We start from the raw sequence: 20,363 nt of genomic DNA on the forward strand, positions 1-20,363 counted from the left end.
CTGGAGTTCAGACGTGTGCTCTTCCGATCTTTCCGATCCTTCGGCCACCGCTCGCGCGTGTTGCAGATGGGCTACGGCTACGAGGACTGGATGGGCAAGCCCGTCATCGCCATCGTCAACACATGGAGCGATGCCAACCAGTGCCACAGCCACTTCAAGCAGCGCGTGGAGGACGTCAAGCGCGGCATCCTGCAGGCCGGCGGCTGGCCGCTGGAACTGCCGGCCATCTCGCTGTCGGAGAGCATGGTCAAGCCCACCTCCATGCTCTACCGCAACTTCCTGGCGATGGAGACGGAGGAGCTGCTGCGCAGCCATCCGGTGGACGGTGCCGTGCTCATGGGCGGCTGCGACAAGACCACGCCCGGCCTGGTGATGGGCGCCACCAGCATGGGCATTCCCTTCATCTACCTGCCCGCCGGCCCCATGCTGCGCGGCAACTGGAAGGGCCGCGTGCTGGGGTCCGGCTCCGACGCCTTCAAGTACTGGGACGAGCGTCGCGCCGGCCGGCTGGACGAGACCGCCTGGCGCGAGATGGAAGCCGGCATCGCCCGCAGCCACGGTACCTGCATGACGATGGGCACGGCGGCCACCATGATGGGCATCGCCGAGGCCGTGGGCCTGACGCTGCCGGGCGCCAGCAGCATTCCTGCCGCCGATGCCAACCACATCCGCATGAGCGCCGACTGCGGCCGCCGCATCGTCGAGATGGTGTGGGAAGACCTCACGCCCGCGCGCCTGCTCAGCCGCGCCAGCTTCGAGAACGGCATCGCCTGCGCCATGGCGATGGGTTGTTCGACCAACGCCATCATTCATCTGATCGCCATGTCGCGCCGCGCCGGCCATCCGGTGAGTCTGGAGGACTTCGACGCCGCCAGCCGCCGCGTGCCGGTGATCGCCAACATCCGGCCCAGCGGCGATGCCTACCTGATGGAGGACTTCTATTACGCCGGTGGCCTGCGCGCCATGCTGGAGGCGATCCGCGGCCACCTGCAGACGGAGGCGCTCACCGTCAACGGCCGCACGCTGGGCCAGAACATCGCCGGTGCCGAGGTGCACCATGCGGACGTGATCCGGCCGCTGGAGAACCCCATCTATGCCGAGGGCGCGCTGGCCGTGCTGCGCGGCAACCTGGCGCCCGACGGCGTGGTCATCAAGCCCAGTGCCTGCGCGCCGCACCTGCTGCAGCACACCGGCCGCGCATTGGTGTTCGACGACTATCCCTCGCTCAAGAAGGCGGTGGAGGACCCGGCGCTCGACGTCACCGGCGATGACATCCTGGTGCTGCGCAATGCCGGTCCGCGCGGCGCCGGCATGCCGGAGTGGGGCATGCTGCCCATCCCCACCAAGCTGCTGCGCCAGGGCGTGAGCGACATGCTGCGGCTGTCGGATGCGCGCATGAGCGGCACCAGCTACGGCGGCTGCCTGCTGCACTGCTCGCCCGAGGCGGCGGTCGGCGGCCCGCTGGCGCTGGTGCAGACCGGCGATCGCATCAGCGTGGACGTGCCCGCGCGCCGCATCCACCTGCATGTGGACGACGAGGAACTCGCACGCCGCCGCACCGCCTGGAACCCCCCGCCGGCGCGCTACGAGCGCGGCTACGGCTGGATGTTCGGTCGCCACATCAAGCAGGCCCACGAGGGCTGCGACTTCGACTTCCTCGAAACCAGCTTTGGCCAGCCCGTGCCGGAACCCGACATCTTCTGACCACGGCCGGGCGCGTCTGCAGCCCGCCCGTGCCTCTCGCACCGAATTCCCCTTCCGACAGGAGACCCTCGTGAAAGACCAGACCCGCGCGCTGCTGATGAAGGTCAGCACCGCCACGCTGTGCACCGCGCTCTTCAAGCGCGGGCTGCGCCACCAGATGATCCAGGACGTGCGTCCGCTCAACCCCGGCCTGCCCAACATGGTGGGCGAGGCCTTCACGCTGCGCTACATGCCGGCGCGCGAGGACCGCAACCGCATCGACGTCTTCCTCGACCGCAACCATCCGCAGCGCCAGGCGGTGGAGCAGTGCCCGCCCGGCGCCGTGCTGGTCATCGACAGCCGCAAGGATGCGCGCGCCGCTTCGGCCGGCGGCATCCTGGTTGCGCGGCTGATGAAGCGCGGCGTGGCCGGCGTGGTCACCGACGGCGGATTTCGCGACAGCCCCGACATCGCTGGCTACGACATGCCGGCCTACCACGTCCGGCCCAGCGCACCGACCAACCTGACGCTGCACGAGGCCATCGAGATCAACGGCCCCATAGGCTGCGGCGATGCCCCGGTGTTCCCGGGCGATGTGGTGGTGGGCGATGCCGAGGGCGTCGTCGTCATTCCGGCCCACCTGGCCGACGAGATCGCGGCCGAAGCCACGGAGATGACGGCCTTCGAGGACTTCGTGCAGGAGAAGGTGATGGAGGGCCGATCCATCCTCGGCCTGTACCCGCCCACCGAAGAGCAAAGCCGCGGCGACTTTGCCGCCTGGCGCGCCGAGCGCGGACGCTGAGCCGCGCAGGCCAAGCCCTCGAACAACAACGGAGACGACACCATGACCATCAACCGCCGCCAGGCCCTGCAGGCCGGCATTGCCCTGATCCTGCCCGGTGTGGCCCTGGCACAAGCCGAATGGCCCGCCGCCAAGCCCATCACCTACGTGGTGCCCTTCACGCCGGGCGGCTCCACCGACATCGTCGGCCGCACCCTGGCCCAGAAGCTGGGCGAGAGCCTCAAGCAGTCGGTGGTGGTGGACAACCGCCCCGGCCAGGCCGGCGGCATCGGTGCCGCCTACGTGGCCAAGGCCGCGCCCGATGGCTACACGCTTTTCGGCGGCACCATCAGCACGCATGCCATCAACGCCAGCCTGTACCGCAAGCTGCCCTACGACCCGGTGAAGGACTTCGAGCCGGTCTGCCTCACGGCCCGGCTGCCCAACGTGCTGATCGTGAACACGCAGTTGGGCGTCAACTCCGTGGCCGAACTGGTGGCACTGCTCAAGAAGGATCCGTCGAAGCGCAACTTCGCGTCTTCGGGCGCGGGCACGTCCACGCACCTGGCCGGCGAGATGTTCGCCGACGCCATCGGCGTCAAGCTCACCCACGTGCCCTACAAGGGCACCCCGCCGGCCATGACCGATGTGGCGGCGGGCCTGGTGCCCTTCATGTTCGACCAGGTGACGGCGGCGCTGCCGCTCGTGCAGAGCGGCAAGCTCAAGCTGCTGGCGGTGACCACGGGCAAGCGCATCGCGCTGCAGCCGCAGCTGCCCACCATGATCGAGGCCGGGCTGCCCGGCTTCGAGATGTCGTCCTGGCAGGCCGTGTATGCCCCCAAGGGCACGCCCAGGCCCATCGTGCAGCGCCTCAATGCAGAGATCGTGAAGGCGCTGCGCCAGCCCGATGTCAAGGACAAGCTCGAAGGCCAGCTCGCGATGGAGATCGTCGCGAGCTCGCCGGAGGAGCTGCGCGACTTCATGGCGCAGGAGATCCCGCGCTGGGCGGAGCTGGTGAAGAAATCCGGCGCCACGGCCGACTGAGGAGGCGCGCACCATGCAACGCAGACACCTGCTCGGCGCCCTGGGCGCCGGTGCCGCCGCCTGGGCCCTGCCGGCCGCGGCGCAGACCGCCTTTCCCAGCCGCTCGCTGACCATCGTGGTGCCCGCCTCGCCGGGCGGTGCCATCGACCTCGCCGCACGCCTGATCGGCCAGAAGCTCACCGAGGCCTGGAATCAACCGGTGGTGGTAGACAACCGTGCCGGTGCCACCGGCATCATCGGCACGGACTTCGTGGCCAAGAGCCCGCCCGATGGCCACACGCTGGCGCTGGTGGCCAGCAGCCATGCCATCAACCCGAGCATGGTGCGCAAGCTGCCCTTCGACACGCTGCGCAGCTTCGAGCCCGCGGTGCTGACCCATGTGGTGCCGCTGGTGCTGGTGGTGGCGCCCAGTCTGCCGGTGCGCAGCGTGCAGGAGCTGATCGCCTATGCCAAGGCGCGGCCAGGCCAGCTGGCCTTCGCCTCCAGCGGCTCGGGCGGCGCGCCGCATTTCTCGGGCGAGCTGTTCAAGAGCATGGCGGGGCTTGACCTCACGCACATTCCCTACAAGGGCAGCACGCTGGCGCATCCGGACCTGATGAGCGGGCGTGTGGCGCTGATGTTCGACACGCTCGCGGCGGTGAATGCCCAGGTCAAGGCCGGCAAGCTGCGTGCCCTGGCCGTGACTACGCCGCGCCGCGTGGCCATGCTGCCCGATGTCCCCACCATGGCCGAGGCAGGGCTGCCCGGCTACGAAACCAGTACCTGGGGCGGGCTGCTGGCGCCGGCCGGCACGCCGGCGGCGGCCATTGGCCGCATCAATACCGAAGTCAACCGCATCCTGGCGCTGCCCGAGGTGCGCCAGCATTTCCAGAACGCCGGCATGGAGCCCGGCGGCGGCACGCCGCAACAGTTCGGCGCCTTCATCGCCAGCGAGATGGCCAAGTGGGCGCAGGTGGCCCGCCAGGCCGGCATCCAGCCCGAGTGAGCGGCCGCGCGCCCTTGACGAACGCAGCCCGGCGACGGTCGCCCGGGCGCACTTTGCGAGAACCATGACCCTCGACACCCGACCCCGCATCCTCCAGAACGGCGCGCTGCTGCCGCAACTCGAACAGGCGCTGGCCGCCACCTACCGGCTCACGCGGCTGCAGGCCCAGCCCGACCCGGCGGCCTTCCTGGCAGCGGAGGGCGCGCAGTTCGACGGTATCGCCTGCACGGCGCGCATCGGTGCGCCGCGGGCGCTGATCGACGCGCTGCCCTCGCTGCGCGTGATCTCCAACTTCGGCGTGGGCTTCGAGACCATCGACGTCGAGCGTGCCCGCGAGCGCGGCATCGCGGTGGGCTACACGCCCGACGTGCTCAACGACTGCGTGGCCGACACCGCCTTCGGCCTGGTGATGGACGTGGCACGCGGCTTCAGCGCGGCCGACCGCTTCACCCGTCGTGGCGACTGGCTGCGCGGGCAGTTCCCGCTCAGCCGCCGCGTGAGCGGCAAGCGACTGGGCATCGTGGGCCTCGGCCGCATCGGCCGCGTCATCGCCCGGCGCGCCAGCGGCTTCGACATGGAGGTGCGCTACCACAACCGCCGGCCTGTGGACGACGTGCCTTACGGCTACGAGTCCACGCTGGAGGGCCTCGCGCGCTGGGCCGACTTCCTGGTCGTGGCCAGTGCCGGCGGGCCCGCCACGCGCGGGCTGATCTCGGCCGCGGTGCTCGATGCGCTGGGGCCGCAGGGCTTCCTCGTCAACGTGTCGCGCGGCACCGTGGTCGACCAGGCGGCGCTGGTGCGGGCCCTGCAGCAGGGCCGCATCGCAGGCGCCGGGCTCGACGTCTTCGAGCAGGAGCCCCAGGTGCCCGAGGCCCTGTTCGCGATGGACAACGTGGTGCTGCTGCCCCACGTGGCCAGCAACACGCACGAGACCCGGCAGGCCATGGCCGACCTCGTGATGGACAACCTGGCCAGCTACTTCGCCACCGGCCGGGTCCGCGTGCCGGTGCCGGGCTCGGCCTGAGGCGCGAGCGCCCTTCGACGATTTCACAGACCAACGAGGAGCAGATTCCATGGAGACAAGACCCTTCCTTCGGCGCCGCGGTGCCCTTCTGGCATTGAGTGCGCTGGCTGCCCTCGCACCGCTGGGCACGCTGGCGCAGCCAGCCTATCCCGTGCGGCCGATCACGCTGATCGTGCCCTTCTCGCCGGGCGGCGGCACCGACATCGCGGCGCGCCTGCTGGCCACACGGCTCAGTGCCAAGCTGGGCCAGTCGGTGGTGGTGGAGAACCGAGCCGGCGCGGGCGGGCTGGTGGGCGCCGACCTCGTCGCCAAGGCCAAGCCCGACGGCTATACCCTCTTCTTCGGCAACGTGGGCACGCAGTCCATCAACCCCTGGCTCTACAAGATGCCCTACGACCCGGACAAGGCTTTCGCGCCGGTGTCGCTGTTCGCCGAGCTGCCCTTCGCGTTTGTGGTCAACACCGCGCTGCCGGCGCGCACGCCCAAGGAGCTGGTCGCACTGGCCAAGGCCTCGCCTGGCAAGTACACCTTCGCCAGCTCAGGCAACGGCGGATCGCCGCACCTCACCGGCGAGATCTTCCAGCAGGCGACGGGCATCGAGCTGCGCCATGTGCCGTACAAAGGAGGCGGGCCCGCCATGGCCGACCTGATCGCCGGCCATGTGGACATGCTCTTCGCCTCGGTGCTGGAGACCTCGGGCTACGTCAAGGCCGGCAAGTTGCGCGCCCTGGCCGTGACCAGCGCCCAGCGCTCGCCCGCCATGCCCGACGTGCCGACGCTGGCCGAACTGGGCGTGCCGAATGCCGAGTCCGGCTCGTGGACGGCGGTGATGGCGCCGACCGGCACGCCGCCCGCCATCGTCGAGCGGCTGTCGACTGCGGTGCAGGAAGTGGCGCGGATGCCCGAGGTGAAGGAGGCGCTGGTCGCGCAGGGCGCCACGCCGCGCGGCAGCACCGCGGCCGAGCTGCAGCAGGTGATCGATGCTGATAAGGCGCGCTATGGGCAGGTGATCAAGACGCGGGGCGTGCGCATCGACTGAGCGCCGAAGCGACGGCCTCGGCTGTGTCCTGGCTCGGCGCGAGCGTTCACGGCCGCCGGGCACTTACAGGCTGCTTCGACCAGTACACGCCGGCAAGCTGGTCCAGCCGCACGGTGCCACCGCTCGACGGTGCATGAACGAAGCGGCCATCGCCCACGTAGATGCCCGCATGCGTGGGCCGGCCATTGCCGAAGAGCACGAGGTCGCCGGTGCGCAGCGCGTCCACGCGCACCGGGTCGCCGAACTCGTCGAGCTGCGCCACGGTGCGGGGCGGCACCAAGCCGGCGCGGGTGCGGTAGACATAGCCGATCAGCCCGCTGCAGTCGAAGCCGCCGTCGGGCGTGTTGCCGCCGTAGCGGTAGGGCGTTCCCACCAGTCCGAGGGCGTGGATCGCGATGTCGCTGGCCTGATCGGGCGTGAGCGGCGGGTAGCGGTAGCGGTCGGGCCGCGACGGCGCGCTGCCGCAGCCGGCCAGGAGCAGACCCTGCATGAGCATTGCCGAGAGGAAGAGTCGCTTGCCGGGCGTCACGGGCGCGATTCTGGCGCAGGCCGCTGCCTGCGCACTGACGGCCGACCTTGTTGCCATCAACGCCATTGCAGCAGCAGCACCCAGGGTGCGGCGCTCATGTGGCGGTCGGTGCAGCCGCTGCAGCCGGGCTGGTAGCTGGCGTCCAGGAGACGGGTGCCCGCCGCAAAGGCCAGGCGCCGCCCGGTCACGCTGTCGAGCACGTTGCCGCCAACGGTGTCGACGCCGCCGTCGTCCACCTGCACCACCACGTCGCAATGCATGGGCAGGCCGCTGCCGATGGCGCGGCGGCGCTCCAGCGCTTCGCCCAGTTCGTCGAAGCTCACGAGGTCGCGTGCGCCGGCGCGTGCGTGGCACACCAGGTCGCCCGCGCGCGGCGTGGTGGCGCGCAGATCGCAGGCGCGCATCGCAGCGGTTGATGGCGTGCCGGCGCCTTCCTGCATGCGGGTATGCCACGCATCGGCCGCATAGTCGGCATGCGCCTCGGAGAAGATGAACTCGCCAGGCCGCAAGCCGGCCTCGCGCGCGACCCAGCTGACGAAGGCGGCCGACCAGGGCGTGTCGATGACGGCGACGCGCGCCAGCGCCACGGCGATGGCGCGGCGCTCGTCGCTCTGCAGGCCCAGTCCCTGGCCGACACCCAGACCCTGCAGCAGGCCGGCGGAGGCCATCTGGAGCGCCTGTTCCAGCAGTTCGCGTTGTGCGGGACGCGCGGCGCCGAAGCGCACGGCCGAGGGCCAGCGGGCCTGCTCGGCGTCGTCGACGGCGGACCAGTAGCGCATGACGCGCTGCCAGGGCGCGGGTCGGGCCATGACGCCGCTTTCTTCCGCTTCGGCGGCGCCGCTGCGGATCAGCCGACCTTCGGCGTCCAAGCGCGGGCCACCCCAGGCGGCGTGCTCGGCCTGCGCGATGCGAGCCATGGCGAGCGCGCGCGGCGGCGAAGGCTGGTTGCTCGTGGCCACGCAGCGTTCAAGCGTGGAAGGCGCCGGCAGCGGGCTGCTGGCGGCGGCGCGGTGCGGGCTGGCGATCAGCGCAAGGCAGGCGGCGAGACAGGGCCACACCCAGGTGCGCAAGCGGGGTCGCAGCGCGGCGAGAGCCGATGGAGACATGGCGAGCGAGCATACGCTGCGCGGGTTGCGGGTTGCCGGCTTCGGGTGGCGCACGCGATGTGCGTCTTGGCATTGCGTGGAACAGGCGCTGGGCCGGCCTGTATCCTCGAACCGGGAAGTCAGCCAATGCGCGGGTCGGCATCGACGTCGAAGACGGCGGCTCGGTCGTCGTGCGACGGATTCCGCCCGTGGTCCACGGCGACTGAACCGGGCCTTTCCCTTTCTTCTTTCAACTCCAGGAGCCTCGAATGACCGTCACCGTCCGCCGCAACGGCAGCAGTGGTACCGCCCACACGCTGCAGATCCGCGGCCATGCCATCACCGTCGACGCCTCGATCGCAGGCGGCGGCACCGACGCCGGCCCCGAGCCGCACGACCTCTACGACGCCGCGCTGGCCGCCTGCAAGGCGATCACGATGTTGCTGTACGCACAGCGTCGCGGCATCCCGGTCGAAGACATCCAGGTCGACGTCGACCGCGACGCCAGCCAGGAGCGGCAGGGCACCTACCGGCTGTCGGCGAGGCTGCAGGTCGGCGGAGCGCTCAGCGATGCCCAGCGCGACGAGCTGCTGCGCGTGGCCGGCAAGTGCCCGGTGCACAAGCTCATGACGGAGGTGAAGACCGAGATCGAGACAGGCTGGGCCGAAGGCGCGGCCGACTAGAGCCGGCTGACGCTGTTGCAATGGGCCGCTCCCACCGGATGGGGCTGCGCTTTGCGCCAGCCCGTTGGCAAAGCAGCGCGGCCGCTTGCATGGCGCTCGCAGGCCCTAGGCTCCCGGCATGCGCTCGTAGGCGGTGAGCGACGGATCCACGCGGTCCTACGGCAGACCGCGCACGCCATAGGTCAACACCTGCGGTGCGAAACGGGCGGGATCGTCCAGGCTGCCGACGGGCACGGCGACCAGATCCGGCATGGCGGTGAAGCGCAGAAGCACGGATGTGCCGCACACCGGACAGAAGGTGTGGATCTTGGTGTTGCCGCTGTCGCCCGCCGTTTCCCAGTGAGGCACTTCGCCGGCCAGCGCCATGTCGGCGCTCGACGCGAAGGTCAGCCAGGAGCCATGGCCCGTGCCGCTGCGACGCTGGCAATCCAGGCATTGGCAGTGGTTCTGGAAGACGGGCGCATGCGGTGTGTTGTAACGGACTGCGCCGCATGCGCATCCGCCGGTGTAGGGCTGGTTCATGACGGTCGGCTGTTCAGGCCTGCCTGGGCTTGGCGAAGACGTCGATGCCTTCGCCGGTCTCGAGCAGGGACTTGAGGCTCGACAGCACGATCGGCCAGCCCTTCTGGATGCCGTTGGCCATGCCGCTGCCGGCCTCCAGCTCGTCGTGGGTCACGGTCAGTCGCACCATGCCCTGGTACTCGACGATGTCGAAGCTCACGCGGCTGCGGCTTGCCGGATCGTCGGCCTGCGAGGCGTTGGACCAGCTGATGACCAACCGCGTCGGCGGCGAGATTTCAAGCACCTCACCCACCAGTTCGACAGTGCGTGCCTCGTTGGCGCGCACGTGTTGCCAGGGCGACCCGGGTTGCCAGTCGGAGACGTTCTCGTGGCCCCAGTAGCGCCGCGCGATGTCGGGCTGGGTGATGGCCTCGAACACCTTCTCGGGCGTCGCGCGGATGTAGGTCACGTAGACGAAACAGGTCTTGCTCATCCTCACTCTCCTTCGAGTTGCTTCTTCAGGTCGTGAAGCAGTCCGAGACGATGGCGCTCGAACTTCCGTACCCAGCGTTCGTAGACCTCGTGCAGCGGCACGGGGTTGATGAAGTGCAGCTTCTCGCGTCCGCGCCACACCGTTGTCACCAACTGCGCGGCTTCGAGGATTCCAAGGTGCTGCGTGGTCGACTGGCGCGCCATGTCGAGGTGTTCGCAAAGTTCGCCCAGCGTCTGCCCGTTGTCCTCGTAGAGCAGGTCCAGCAGCTTCCTGCGCGTCGGGTCGGCCAGGGCCTTGAAAACCTTGTCTTCATCCATTGGTTCGTTGGGTGTGCAATTGCATTATGCAGGCAATTGCCTGCATTTCAATGGGGTCGGGGTGACAGACGGTCCGGCCGCGGGCAGAATATGACCGGTCGTCTTAAGTCGACTCTGTCCCGTCTCCGTGGCCATTTCATTGGCCACCCCACTTGAAATGGAGCTTCCCATGAACAACAAGGAACTGGTCCGCACCGCCATGACACGGCTGTTCGGCCAACGCGATCTCGGCGCACTCGATGACTACTGGGACCCGGGCTATGTGCAGCACAACCCGCGCATGCCCAATGGGCTGGGCTTCTTCCGGCAGGTCATCCCCAGCCTGCCGGCGGACTTCCGCTACGAGCCCGGTCTGGTGCTGGAGGACGGCGAGTTCGTGTCGATCCACGGCCGCTACGTCAACTGGAGCGGCAAGACCATGATCGGCGTGGACATCTTCCGCGTGAAGGATGGCCGCTTCGCCGAGCACTGGGATGTGATCCAGGAAGAGGTGCCGGCCGCCCAGACCCTGACAGGCAACGCGATGTTCCCGATCGTCTGACGCAGCGCCCGTGCGGTGGCCGAGGCGCGCCGCATGAGGCTGCGGACAGCTTCAGAGGAGCTTCTCGCTGATCAGCCGCGAGAAGAAAAATATCTTCAGCTGCGTGGCCAGGTCCACGCCCGGCTCGTCGTCGTACACGTGTGTGCGACCGTCGTGCGTCTCGACCCACTGCACATGCCCGTCCTCGGGTGAGAGCCGCAGCTGGTAGCTGCCGAGCTGCCGCAGCTTGTCGATCAGCCGCAACACATCGTCGGCCAGCGCTGGCGAGTCCACGAGGAGGCCGACCTCGGTGTTGAGGCGGGAGGAGCGGAAGTCCATGTTCATCGAGCCCACGAAGGTCATTCGTCGGTCGATGACGAAGCCCTTGACATGCATGCGCCCCGCGCTGGAGTGCCCGCCGCTGCGGATGGCGGTCTCTTGGTCCAGCACCTTGGGGCTGATCTCCACCACCTCGACGCCTTCGCGCAGCAGTGGCTGGCGATAGCGAGCGAATGCCGCGCTGACGAATGACTCGTCGGTGGCCGCCAGCGAGTTGGTCACGAGAGTGATGGCCACGCCCTTGCCGCGGCCCTCGCGAATGGCCGCCATGCCGCGTTCGCCGGGCACGAAATAGGGCGAGACCAGCAGCAGTTCCCGCTCGGTATGGGCGATGGCCGCCAGTGTCTGCAGAGTCACCGTGTGCGGATCGTCGCCACCTTCGGCGCGGCCGACGGCTTTCTCGGGATCGTCGACCAGCACGCGCACGGTACCGCGCAGCATCTTCATGGGCGGATGCATCAACGCTGCCGACGTGGGCTCGTAGCCCAGCAGGTCCTGCGCCGAGGCAGGCAGCAGCGAGAGCCGATCATCGGTCCGGGCCGTGGCGACCTCGAAACGTGCCTGCCGCAGGGCGGGCGTCTCGGTCGGTGGAGTCAGGTGTGCCAGGACGTGGACGCGTGGACTGTTCCAGTAGGTGTCGAAGCCGGCCGCCAGGTCGGGCACCGCGGCGCCCGTGAGCAGCAGATCGAAGTCTGCGAAGTTGCCGCTCGCCCCCTGCAGGAAGTATTCGTCCGCGATGTTTCTCCCGCCCACGATGGCGAACACGCCGTCCGCCACGAGCAGCTTGTTGTGCATGCGGCGGTTGAGGCGCGAGAAGTCCAGCAGCGACAGTCCCCATCGCGTCGCGTCGAGTCGGCGGCCCGCGGGAAAGGGGTTGAACAGGCGCACTTCGACATTCGGCGTGGCGCCGAAGGCATCGAGCAGATCCTGCGTACCCGCGGTGTAGAGGTCGTCCACCAGCACCCGCACGCGCACGCCGCGCAGCGCCGCATCGCGCAGGGCCCGCAGGAAGCGGCGTCCGACCTCGTCGGACTGCAGGAGGTAGTACTGAACGTCGATGCTGCGCTGAGCATGGGAGATCAGCGCCAGGCGGGCGTCGAGCGCATAGGCGCTCGTCGCAAGCGGGCGGAAGGCGGACTCCTGCGCTGGCAGACCGGGCTGTGCAGCGGCGTGCGAGAGAAAGTCCTGGGGCGAGGCGGGAATCGCCGCGACCGGCGGGTTGTGCGATGGCGCCAGCGCGGCACAACCCTGGAACAGCGCCAGTCCAGCCAGGCTGGCGATGGAGGCCAACCGGCGCAGCCGCTCGCGCCACACCCCATCACGCATTCACATCCACCAGCGTTCGTCCACGCACGGCGCCGCGCAGCACCTGTGCCGCACGCGGCGCCGCCTCCGCCAGACCCACCACGCTGACCATGCGCTCCAGCAGGGCCGCATCGAGGTCCGTGGCCAGGCGCTGCCACGCTTCGACACGCAGTGGGACTGGCGCGTTGACGGTGTCGATGCCCGCCAGGGTGACGCCGCGCAGGATGAAGGGCGCCATGCTGCCGGGCAGGTCCATGCCCTGCGCGAGCCCGCACGCGGCGACTGTGCCGCCGTACCGGGTCTGCGCCAGGACATTGACCAGCGTATGGCTGCCCACCGTGTCGACCGCGCCGTCCCATCGGGGCGCGCCGAGGGCGGCGCTGGCCGGGGCCGAGAGGCTGGCGCGCTCGACGATTTCCACCGCGCCGAGTTCGCGCAGGTAGTCCGCTTCGGCTGGCCGGCCGGTCGATGCGCTCACGCGCCAGCCCAGTCGCGCCAGCAGTGCCACCGCGATCGAGCCGACGCCGCCTGCCGCCCCCGTGACCAGCACGTCCCCAGGCTTCAGACCGCCGCGTTCGAGCGCCAGCACGCATAGCATGGCGGCGAAACCGGCCGTGCCGATGGCGGCAGCCTGACGCGTGCTCAGCGACGGGGACAGTTTCACCAGCCATTCGCCGGGCACCCGCGCGCGCTGCGCGAAGCCGCCGTGGTGCGTGACGCCTGCGTCGAAGCCATTCAGCACGACCCTGTCGCCCGGCTCGAAGCCCTGGTGGGAGGAGGTGATCACCGTGCCCGCGAAATCGATGCCCGGCACCATGGGGAAGCGCCGGACGATCTTCCCCAGTCCGGTGATGGCCAGGCCATCCTTGTAGTTGACCGTGGAGTAGTCGATGGCCACGGTGACATCGCCCGGGTCCAGATCGTCGTCGGTCATGTCGACCAGCTGCGGCTCGGGCGCCCGCTCTCCCTGGGTGAGTCGAAGGGCCTTGAACACGTTCATTGGTGATCTCCTGGAGGGATGGCTGGTTCGGCCGTGCATGCACATGCCATGGCTGGACGCACGGGCCGGCGAATGTCAGAAAACAAGACGACCGGTCATATTATGTCCAGCCAGTCGGACTGGCACAATGCAGCCCTCGTTCAAGCGCCTGCGGAAAGACGATCAGCCATGGGAAGACCCAGTGTCCGGCACAAGCTGGTGGATGCCGCCCTCGACGTGTTCGAGGCACATGGCTTCAACGGTGCGAGCGTGCAGGACCTGACCGACGCGGCCGGGGTACCCAAGGGCTCGTTCTACAACCATTTCGACAGCAAAGAGAAGCTGGCGCTCGAAGCGCTGCAGGCCTACATCGCCCGCAACGGCATCGAAGTGCTGCATGACGAGAAGCTGGCGCCGCTGGAACGTCTCCGGCGCCACTTTCGTGCCAACTGGAAGACGATGAAGGACCGTGGCTATCGCAGCGGCTGCTTCCTGGGGTCGCTGAGCTCCGAGATCGCCGACAGCCACGAGATTTCGCGGGCCGAGTTCGGCCGGCTCTTCCATCTGTGGAGCACGGCCATCGCCAGCGTCATCGCCGAGGCCCAGACGCAGGGCGCGATCGCCCCCACGGCCGATGCGAAGGTCCTTGGCCGCTTCGTGCTCCATGCGTGGCAGGGCACGCTGATCCGGGCCAAGGTCGTGCGGGGCGACCAGCCCTACGACGATTTCGTGGCCATGGTCTTCGGCACGCTGCTGGCGCCGCCGCCGGCGGCCGCGGCGCCGGCCCAGGCGAGCAAGTCGGCGCTGCGCCGCAAATAGGCGGCGCGACACGCAGGCGCCGCGGTCAGGCGCCGAATCCCGAGCAGGTCCGGCCTGCCCGGCGTCCGCCCGCGCGGGCTCAGCCCCCCTGCGTGCCCCGATGCGCCCAGGCCGTGGTGTGCTTCTCCAGCGCGCTGAAGAGCTCGTACATCACCATCGCCATCGCACCCACCACCATCAGGCCGGCGAAGGCCAGGCCCATCTGCATGGCCGAGCCGGCCGAGATGAGCAGGTAGCCGATGCCCTCGTTGGCGGCGGTCATCTCCGACACCGTGGTGCCCACGAAGGCCAGCGTGATCGCGACCTTGAGCGAGGCGTAGAAATAGGGCATGGAGCGCGGCAGGCCGATCTTCATCAGCACGTCCCAGCGCTTGGCGCCCAGCACGCGCAGCACGTCCTCCAGCTCCGGCTCCAGCGTGGCCAGCCCTGTGGCGATGTTGACCATGATCGGAAAGAAGCTGATCAGGAAGGCCGTGAGGATGGCCGGCCCGACGCCGATGCCGAACCACACCACCAGGATCGGCACGAAGGCCGCCTTGGGCAGCGCGTTGAAGGCCGTCATCAGCGGATACATGGCGGCATAGGCCAGGCGTGAGCTGCCGATCACGAAGCCCAGCAGCACGCCCACCACGATGGCCAGGCCGAAGCCGGCCATCGTCACCCAGAAGGTGCGCCAGGCATGGCCGGCGATGATGGTCTTGAACTCCCAGAACTGCGTCCAGATGCGCCAGGGGCTGGGGAAGATGAATTCCGAGACGGAAAAGGCCGAGCAGACGAACTGCCACAGCAGGATCACGGCCACCAGCAGCAGCCAGGGCGACCAGCGTTCGAGCAACTTGTTGTTCATATGGACGGTTCCCTGAGCGTTATTACTGCGGCAGTGGCGTGGCGGGTGCGCCAGCGCCGCCCTGGCGGATGGCGCCGATGTGGGCGCGCAGCTCGTGCACGATGTCGCTGAATTCCTTGGTGTAGGTCACTTCGAGTTCGCGCGGGCGGGGCAGCTCGATCTCGCGCTTGACCACGAAGCGGCCGGGCGACTTGCTCATCACGTACACCGTGTCGGCCAGGAAGACCGACTCGCGCAGGTCGTGCGTCACCAGGATCACGTTGAAGCGCTGCTCGGTCCACAGGTCGCGCAGGATGCACCACAGCTCCTCGCGCGTGAAGGCATCGAGCGCGCCGAAGGGCTCGTCCAGCAGCAGCATCTTGGGCTCGTGGATCAGCGCGCGGCAGATGCTGGCGCGCTGCTGCATGCCACCCGACAGCTGCCAGGGGAACTTGTCCTCGTAGCCCGCCAGACCCACCTTCTGCAGAAGGCGGCGGGCGCGCTCCTCGTATTCCTTCTTCTTCGACTTGAAGGTCGAGCGGTAGGGCTCCACGATCTCCAGCGGCAGCAGCACGTTGTCGACGGTGGTGCGCCAGGGCAGCAGCGAGGGTGCCTGGAAGGCCATGCCCGAGATCTTGAGCGGGCCGGTCACCGGCTGGCCGTCGATGCGGATCTTGCCCATCGACGGCATGCGCAGCCCCGTCGTGAGCTTCATGAAGGTGGACTTGCCGCAGCCCGAGGGGCCCACGATGGCGATGAACTCGCCCTTTTTCACCTTGAGGTCGATGGCCTCGACGGCGAAGTGGTTCTCGCGCAGCAGCTGCTCGTTGTAGGCGAGCCAGACGTCCTGGAAGTCGACGAAGGGGGTGGCGTTTTGCGTGTCCATGGGCGGTGCACAAGAAACCGGCCTGCGCCAGCCTCGAAGGGCGGGTCACAGGCCGAGGAAGGAAAGGCGCGGGCGCCGCTTACTTCTTCAGGATGGCCAGCTCGGCGGCCGGCGGCAGCACGCTGCCGTTCCAGATGGCCTCGGGCTTGACGCGGGTCTTGGTGCCATAGGCGTCCGACACCTGCGAGGCCATCAGGGCCAGGCGCGCCGGTACCACGTTGCCGAAGCCTTCCGCGCGAGCGTCGGGGCTGTTGATGACGGTGTCGATGGCCAGCTGCAGGCGGCGCGTCTCCAGCTTGGTGTCGATGATGCCGTCGCGGGCCTTGACCGACTCGATGGCCACGGCGGGGTTGGCGATCACTTCCTTGGCGCCCTTGGTGAAGGCCGACAGGAAGGCCTTGACCACCTGCGGCTTCTCGGCCAGCAGCTTGGGCGAGACGATGATGGCATTGCCGTAGAGCTTCACGCCGTAGTCGGGATAGGGCAGCACCACCACGTCGCTGGCCTTGGCGCCGCGGGCCTCCAGGTTGAGCAGCGAGGTGAAGGTGAAGCCGGTGATGGCATCGATGTCGCCGCGCATCAGCATGGTCTCGCGCAGCGTCGGGTCCATGGCCGTCCAGGTGACGTTGGTGATGTTGTTGGCCTTGGCGAAGATGGGGAAGGCGCGGCGGCCGGCGTCGAACACCGGGGCGCCCAGCTTCTTGCCCGACAGGTCGGCCGGCTTGGTGATGCCGCTCTTCTTGAGCGCCATGGCCGAGGCCGGCGTGTTGTTGTAGACCATCATGACCGCGACCGGCTTGTTGGGGCTGTCGGGGTTGTTGGCGTGGAATTCCATCAGCGCCGCCAGATCGGCGAAGCCCATGTCGTAGGCGCCCGAGGCCACGCGGGTGACGGTGCCGCCCGAGCCGTTGCCGGCGTCGATGGTCACGTCGATGCCGGCCTGCTTGAAATAGCCCTTGGCGGCGGGATGCAGGAACAGGGCGGCCGGGCCCTCGAAGCGCCAGTCCAGCTGGAACTTGATCGGCGTGGTGGCCTGGGCATGGGCCGCGCCCAGGCCGAAGGCGAAGGCCGAGGCGGCCAGGAAGGACTGCAGGACTTGTCGCTTGTTCATGAAGACTCTCGCTGAGGATGTGACGTAAAAAAGCAATAACGGTGCCTGCACCGTTGGGGTGCGATCCTCAGTCCTGCGCCAAAGCGGTGCACCCGGGTCATCCCGGAGCGGAACGAAGAAACGCCCCACGGCGTGCACGCTCGTGGGGCGTCGATGCGCCAAGATGGCGCGTCTTCGGTGGCAGGGACTCAGCGTGCGGTGTTGGCGTTGGCGACGGCCAGGGCCGTCATGTTGAGCACGCGGCGCACCGTGGCGTTGGCCGTGAGCACATGCGCGGGCTTGGCGGAGCCGAGCAGGATCGGGCCCACCGTCACGCCGTTGGCGCCGGTCATCTTCAGCACGTTGAAGAGGATGTTGGCCGAGTCCAGGTTGGGGCAGATCAGCAGGTTGGCTTCGCCGGTGAGCGAGGAGTCCGGCAGCGATTCGCGGCGCACCGCTTCCGACAGGGCGGCATCGCCATGCATCTCGCCGTCGCATTCGATGTCGGGCGCCATCTGCGCGAACAGGTCGCGGGCCACGCGCATCTTGCGCGCCGAGGCGCGTTCGGAGGTGCCGAAGTTGGAATGCGACAGGAAGGCCACCTTGGGCGGCAGGCCGAAGCGGCGCACCTCTTCCGCGGCCATCAGCGCGATCTGCGCCAGCTGCTCGGCCGTGGGGTCTTCGTGCACATTGGTGTCGGCGATGAACAGCGTGTACTTGTCCAGCATCAGCGCGTTCAGCGTGGCGAAGTCCGGCACGCCGCGCTGGGTGCCCAGCAACTGGCCCAGGATCTTCAGGTGGCTGTCGAAGCGGCCGACCAGGCCGCACAGCATGGCGTCGGCGTCGCCCAAGTGCACCATCAGCGCGGCGATGGTGGTGTTGGAGCGGCGCACCATGGCCTTGGAGCCTTCGGGGTTGATGCCGCGGCGGCCCATCAGCTGGTGGTAGGCCTCCCAGTACTGGCGAAAGCGTGGGTCGTTCTCGGGGTCCACCACCTCGGCATCGACGCCGGGGCGCAGGTTCAGGCCCGCCTTCTTGATGCGCATGGCGATGATGTCCGGACGGCCGATCAGGATCGGGCGGGCGATGCCCTCGTCCACCGCCAGCTGGGCCGCACGCAGGGCACGCTCGTCCTCGCCCTCGGCATAGGCCACGCGCTTCTTCTCGGCCATCTTGGCGGCGGCGAAGACGGGGCGCATGAACATGCCCGTCTGGTAGACGAAGCGCGACAGGTGCTGGCGGTAGGCGTCCAGGTCCTCGATGGGCCGGGTGGCCACGCCCGACTCGGCGGCGGCCTTGGCCACGGCCGGCGCGATGCGCAGGATCAGGCGCGAATCGAAGGGCTTGGGTATCAGGTATTCGGGCCCGAAGGCAAGCTCCTGGCCCGCATAGGCGTTGGCCACTTCCTCGCTGATGTCGGCCTTGGTCAGGTCGGCGATCTCGCGCACGCAGGCGAGCTTCATCTCTTCCGTGATCTTGGTCGCGCCGCAGTCCAGCGCGCCGCGGAAGATGTAGGGGAAGCACAGGACGTTGTTGACCTGGTTCGGGTAGTCGCTGCGACCCGTGGCGATGATGCAGTCGGGGCGCACAGCCTTGGCCAGCTCGGGGCGGATCTCCGGCTCGGGGTTGGCCAGGGCCAGGATGATGGGCTTGTCCGCCATGGTCTTGACCATGTCGGCCGTCAGCACGCCGGGCGCCGAGCAGCCGAGGAAGACGTCGGCCTGCTTCACCACGTCGGCCAGGGTGCGCGCGCCCGTGTCGGGTTGGGCGAAGCGGGCCTTGGACTCGTCGAAGCCGCCCGGCCGGCCGGTGTAGATCAGGCCCTTGGAGTCGCAGGCGAAGATGTTGGCCGTCTTCGCGCCCAGGCCCACCATCACGTCCAGGCAGGCGATGGCCGCGGCGCCGGCGCCCGAGACGGCGATCTTCACGTCGCCGATCTTCTTGCCCACCAGCTCCAGGCCGTTGAGCAGGGCGGCGGCCGAGATGATGGCCGTGCCGTGCTGGTCGTCGTGGAAGACGGGGATGTTCATGCGCTCGCGCAGCTTCTTCTCGATGTAGAAGCACTCGGGCGCCTTGATGTCCTCGAGGTTGACGCCGCCCAGCGTGGGCTCCAGCGCCGCGATGATGTCCACCAGCTTGTCGGGGTCGCGCTCGGCCAGTTCGATGTCGAACACGTCGATGCCGGCGAACTTCTTGAACAGGCAGCCCTTGCCTTCCATCACCGGCTTGCCGGCCAGCGGGCCGATGTCGCCCAGCCCCAGCACCGCGGTGCCGTTGGTGACCACACCCACCAGGTTGCCGCGGGCGGTGTATTCGGCCGCCTTGGACGGGTCGGCCTGGATGTCCAGGCAGGGATAGGCTACGCCGGGGGAGTAGGCCAGCGACAGGTCGCGCTGGTTGACCAGCGGCTTGGTGGGCGTGACCGAGATCTTGCCGCGCACACCGGCGCGGTGGTATTCACGGGCGGCGTCGCGCAGCGCTTCTTCTGCGGGTGACAGCGGCTTGGACATGCAATCTCCTTGGGGACGGGGAACGGTCGGAATCGTTGGAAAGGGGGCCGAGGCTAACGCAAAGGGCGGGCCCGGAAGAGGCCACGGGCGACGGCGCCATCGGCCGGCTCATGCCGATACGGCATGGGTTCATGCAGTCGGCGGGATCGCGCGTGGCGGATTCCGAATGCAATACGCCGCGCGTCCCGGTGGGGGACGCGCGGCGCCAAACATACTCGTGCCGGTGCGGCGATGCGTGTCGAACAGGCGATCCGCCCGGAATTTCCCGTCGCTCAGCCGACGTCCGGTGTCACCGTGTGCGCTGCCATGGCCTCCAGTGCCTGCACCAGCGCGGAGTGGTCCGACTGGCCATGGCCGAGCGCCGCACAGGCATTCATCAGCTGCGCCGCACCCGCCGTCTGCGGCAGGGCCACGCCCAGGCTGCGGGCGCTTTGCATCGCGAGGTTCAGGTCCTTCTGGTGAAGGGCGATGCGAAAGCCGGGCGCGAAGCTGCGGTTGATCATGCGTTCGCCATGCACTTCCAGGATGCGGCTGGCCGCAAAGCCGCCCATCAGCGCCTGCCGCACCTTGGCCGGGTCGGCGCCAGCCTTGCTGGCGAAGACCAGCGCCTCGGCCACGGCCGCGATGTTGAGCGCCACGATGATCTGGTTGGCCACCTTGGTGATCTGGCCTGCGCCCACCTCGCCCACGCGGGTGACGTTCTTTCCCAGGGTGTGCAGCAGCGGCCGCACGCCTTCGAACACCCCCTCGTCGCCGCCGCACATGATCGTGAGGCTGGCCGCCCTGGCGCCGACCTCGCCGCCGGAGACGGGCGCATCCACATAGCCGGCGCCCAACGCGGCGATACGGCGGGCGAAGTCCTGCGTGGCGATTGGGTCGATGGAGCTGCAGTCCACCACGGTCTTGCTGCCGGCGCCGCTGGTGC

The 20,363-nt window shown here is 68.8% G+C and carries 20 protein-coding genes; 8 read left to right on the forward strand and 12 right to left on the reverse strand.

Features of this window, described 5'->3' with window-relative positions:
* Positions 1-1,774: 1,774 nt before the first annotated feature.
* The 5 genes from QZ772_RS25370 to QZ772_RS25390 all read left to right on the forward strand — a co-directional run bounded on the left by QZ772_RS25370 (position 1,775) and on the right by QZ772_RS25390 (position 6,556).
* Positions 1,775-2,485, forward strand: a complete 711-nt coding sequence (locus QZ772_RS25370) for a ribonuclease activity regulator RraA (protein WP_295532634.1) — start codon at positions 1,775-1,777, stop codon at positions 2,483-2,485.
* 42 nt (positions 2,486-2,527) lie between these two features.
* Entirely contained in the window at positions 2,528-3,508 is a 981-nt protein-coding gene (locus tag QZ772_RS25375) for a tripartite tricarboxylate transporter substrate binding protein (protein ID WP_295532636.1), read from the forward strand.
* A gap of 13 nt (positions 3,509-3,521) precedes the next feature.
* Positions 3,522-4,493: a tripartite tricarboxylate transporter substrate binding protein gene (locus tag QZ772_RS25380; protein ID WP_295532638.1), complete on the forward strand. Its 972-nt coding sequence runs from the start codon at positions 3,522-3,524 to the stop codon at positions 4,491-4,493.
* A 64-nt stretch (positions 4,494-4,557) separates the two neighbouring features.
* Entirely contained in the window at positions 4,558-5,517 is a 960-nt protein-coding gene (locus tag QZ772_RS25385; RefSeq protein WP_295532640.1) for a 2-hydroxyacid dehydrogenase, read from the forward strand.
* A 49-nt stretch (positions 5,518-5,566) separates the two neighbouring features.
* A complete protein-coding gene (locus tag QZ772_RS25390) occupies positions 5,567-6,556 on the forward strand; it encodes a tripartite tricarboxylate transporter substrate binding protein (protein ID WP_295532642.1) in 990 nt (329 codons plus the stop codon).
* Positions 6,557-6,602: 46 nt separating this feature from the next.
* Here QZ772_RS25390 and QZ772_RS25395 read toward each other — a convergent pair whose 3' ends face one another.
* Positions 6,603-7,052, reverse strand: a complete 450-nt coding sequence (locus QZ772_RS25395) for a C40 family peptidase (RefSeq protein WP_295532670.1) — start codon at positions 7,050-7,052, stop codon at positions 6,603-6,605.
* Positions 7,053-7,141: 89 nt separating this feature from the next.
* On the reverse strand, positions 7,142-8,191 hold the full coding sequence (locus QZ772_RS25400; RefSeq protein WP_295532644.1) for a DUF2272 domain-containing protein: 1,050 nt from the start codon (positions 8,189-8,191) through the stop codon (positions 7,142-7,144).
* Positions 8,192-8,439: 248 nt separating this feature from the next.
* Here QZ772_RS25400 and QZ772_RS25405 point away from each other — a divergent pair, with 248 nt between their 5' ends.
* On the forward strand, positions 8,440-8,853 hold the full coding sequence (locus tag QZ772_RS25405) for an OsmC family protein (RefSeq protein WP_295532646.1): 414 nt from the start codon (positions 8,440-8,442) through the stop codon (positions 8,851-8,853).
* Positions 8,854-9,009: 156 nt separating this feature from the next.
* Here the strand turns inward: QZ772_RS25405 and QZ772_RS25410 are convergent, their stop codons facing one another.
* Genes QZ772_RS25410 through QZ772_RS25420 form a run of 3 tightly spaced genes read right to left on the reverse strand, consistent with a single transcriptional unit; the run spans position 9,010 to position 10,164 of the window.
* The gene (locus QZ772_RS25410) at positions 9,010-9,375 is read right to left on the reverse strand and encodes a GFA family protein (protein WP_295532648.1); all 366 of its coding nucleotides are present in this window, start codon (positions 9,373-9,375) and stop codon (positions 9,010-9,012) included.
* Between the two features lie 13 nt (positions 9,376-9,388).
* On the reverse strand, positions 9,389-9,847 hold the full coding sequence (locus tag QZ772_RS25415; protein ID WP_295532650.1) for an SRPBCC family protein: 459 nt from the start codon (positions 9,845-9,847) through the stop codon (positions 9,389-9,391).
* A 2-nt stretch (positions 9,848-9,849) separates the two neighbouring features.
* Positions 9,850-10,164 (reverse strand): metalloregulator ArsR/SmtB family transcription factor, encoded by a 315-nt coding sequence (locus QZ772_RS25420; protein ID WP_295532652.1) that lies wholly within the window; start codon positions 10,162-10,164, stop codon positions 9,850-9,852.
* Positions 10,165-10,333: 169 nt separating this feature from the next.
* Between QZ772_RS25420 and QZ772_RS25425 the strand changes: the two genes are divergently transcribed.
* Positions 10,334-10,705 (forward strand): nuclear transport factor 2 family protein, encoded by a 372-nt coding sequence (locus tag QZ772_RS25425; protein WP_295532654.1) that lies wholly within the window; start codon positions 10,334-10,336, stop codon positions 10,703-10,705.
* Positions 10,706-10,756: 51 nt separating this feature from the next.
* On the opposite strand, the gene QZ772_RS25430 is transcribed toward QZ772_RS25425, so the two are convergent.
* Both QZ772_RS25430 and QZ772_RS25435 read right to left on the reverse strand, forming a co-directional pair.
* Positions 10,757-12,349, reverse strand: coding sequence for a phosphatidylserine/phosphatidylglycerophosphate/cardiolipin synthase family protein (locus QZ772_RS25430; protein WP_295532656.1), 1,593 nt, complete (start codon positions 12,347-12,349; stop codon positions 10,757-10,759).
* Positions 12,342-13,328 carry an MDR family oxidoreductase gene (locus QZ772_RS25435; RefSeq protein ID WP_295532658.1) on the reverse strand — a complete coding sequence of 329 codons (987 nt, stop codon included), beginning with the start codon at positions 13,326-13,328 and terminating at the stop codon, positions 12,342-12,344. The genes QZ772_RS25430 and QZ772_RS25435 overlap by 8 nt, the downstream gene beginning before the upstream one ends.
* 168 nt (positions 13,329-13,496) lie before the next feature.
* Here QZ772_RS25435 and QZ772_RS25440 point away from each other — a divergent pair, with 168 nt between their 5' ends.
* Positions 13,497-14,126 carry a TetR/AcrR family transcriptional regulator gene (locus QZ772_RS25440; protein WP_295532660.1) on the forward strand — a complete coding sequence of 210 codons (630 nt, stop codon included), beginning with the start codon at positions 13,497-13,499 and terminating at the stop codon, positions 14,124-14,126.
* A gap of 79 nt (positions 14,127-14,205) precedes the next feature.
* Here the strand turns inward: QZ772_RS25440 and QZ772_RS25445 are convergent, their stop codons facing one another.
* The 5 genes from QZ772_RS25445 to QZ772_RS25465 form a co-directional block, all read right to left on the reverse strand.
* Complete coding sequence (locus QZ772_RS25445; protein ID WP_017757904.1) at positions 14,206-14,973, reverse strand: ABC transporter permease; 768 nt, start codon at positions 14,971-14,973, stop codon at positions 14,206-14,208.
* Between the two features lie 22 nt (positions 14,974-14,995).
* Positions 14,996-15,838 (reverse strand): ABC transporter ATP-binding protein, encoded by an 843-nt coding sequence (locus QZ772_RS25450; RefSeq protein WP_295532663.1) that lies wholly within the window; start codon positions 15,836-15,838, stop codon positions 14,996-14,998.
* Between the two features lie 79 nt (positions 15,839-15,917).
* Positions 15,918-16,949: an ABC transporter substrate-binding protein gene (locus QZ772_RS25455; RefSeq protein WP_294366831.1), complete on the reverse strand. Its 1,032-nt coding sequence runs from the start codon at positions 16,947-16,949 to the stop codon at positions 15,918-15,920.
* Positions 16,950-17,137: 188 nt separating this feature from the next.
* Positions 17,138-19,438, reverse strand: coding sequence for an NADP-dependent malic enzyme (locus QZ772_RS25460; protein WP_295532666.1), 2,301 nt, complete (start codon positions 19,436-19,438; stop codon positions 17,138-17,140).
* Between the two features lie 272 nt (positions 19,439-19,710).
* The coding region (locus tag QZ772_RS25465) for an NAD-binding protein (protein ID WP_295532668.1) at positions 19,711-20,363 on the reverse strand (653 nt) is incomplete at its 5' end.

Source organism: uncultured Pseudacidovorax sp., assembly GCF_913773995.1.
GTDB lineage: Bacteria > Pseudomonadota > Gammaproteobacteria > Burkholderiales > Burkholderiaceae_C > Xenophilus.

Excerpts from the sequence above, each read along its gene's own strand:
- QZ772_RS25375 (WP_295532636.1), top strand. The coding sequence starts at position 2,528 with ATGACCATCAACCGCCGCCAGGCCCTGCAGGCCGGCATTGCCCTGATC.
- QZ772_RS25380 (WP_295532638.1), top strand. The coding sequence starts at position 3,522 with ATGCAACGCAGACACCTGCTCGGCGCCCTGGGCGCCGGTGCCGCCGCC.
- QZ772_RS25385 (WP_295532640.1), top strand. The coding sequence starts at position 4,558 with ATGACCCTCGACACCCGACCCCGCATCCTCCAGAACGGCGCGCTGCTG.
- QZ772_RS25390 (WP_295532642.1), top strand. The coding sequence starts at position 5,567 with ATGGAGACAAGACCCTTCCTTCGGCGCCGCGGTGCCCTTCTGGCATTG.
- QZ772_RS25395 (WP_295532670.1), bottom strand. The coding sequence starts at position 7,052 with ATGCTCATGCAGGGTCTGCTCCTGGCCGGCTGCGGCAGCGCGCCGTCG.
- QZ772_RS25400 (WP_295532644.1), bottom strand. The coding sequence starts at position 8,191 with ATGTCTCCATCGGCTCTCGCCGCGCTGCGACCCCGCTTGCGCACCTGG.
- QZ772_RS25405 (WP_295532646.1), top strand. The coding sequence starts at position 8,440 with ATGACCGTCACCGTCCGCCGCAACGGCAGCAGTGGTACCGCCCACACG.
- QZ772_RS25410 (WP_295532648.1), bottom strand. The coding sequence starts at position 9,375 with ATGAACCAGCCCTACACCGGCGGATGCGCATGCGGCGCAGTCCGTTAC.
- QZ772_RS25415 (WP_295532650.1), bottom strand. The coding sequence starts at position 9,847 with ATGAGCAAGACCTGTTTCGTCTACGTGACCTACATCCGCGCGACGCCC.
- QZ772_RS25420 (WP_295532652.1), bottom strand. The coding sequence starts at position 10,164 with ATGGATGAAGACAAGGTTTTCAAGGCCCTGGCCGACCCGACGCGCAGG.
- QZ772_RS25425 (WP_295532654.1), top strand. The coding sequence starts at position 10,334 with ATGAACAACAAGGAACTGGTCCGCACCGCCATGACACGGCTGTTCGGC.
- QZ772_RS25430 (WP_295532656.1), bottom strand. The coding sequence starts at position 12,349 with ATGCGTGATGGGGTGTGGCGCGAGCGGCTGCGCCGGTTGGCCTCCATC.
- QZ772_RS25435 (WP_295532658.1), bottom strand. The coding sequence starts at position 13,328 with ATGAACGTGTTCAAGGCCCTTCGACTCACCCAGGGAGAGCGGGCGCCC.
- QZ772_RS25440 (WP_295532660.1), top strand. The coding sequence starts at position 13,497 with ATGGGAAGACCCAGTGTCCGGCACAAGCTGGTGGATGCCGCCCTCGAC.
- QZ772_RS25445 (WP_017757904.1), bottom strand. The coding sequence starts at position 14,973 with ATGAACAACAAGTTGCTCGAACGCTGGTCGCCCTGGCTGCTGCTGGTG.
- QZ772_RS25450 (WP_295532663.1), bottom strand. The coding sequence starts at position 15,838 with ATGGACACGCAAAACGCCACCCCCTTCGTCGACTTCCAGGACGTCTGG.
- QZ772_RS25455 (WP_294366831.1), bottom strand. The coding sequence starts at position 16,949 with ATGAACAAGCGACAAGTCCTGCAGTCCTTCCTGGCCGCCTCGGCCTTC.
- QZ772_RS25460 (WP_295532666.1), bottom strand. The coding sequence starts at position 19,438 with ATGTCCAAGCCGCTGTCACCCGCAGAAGAAGCGCTGCGCGACGCCGCC.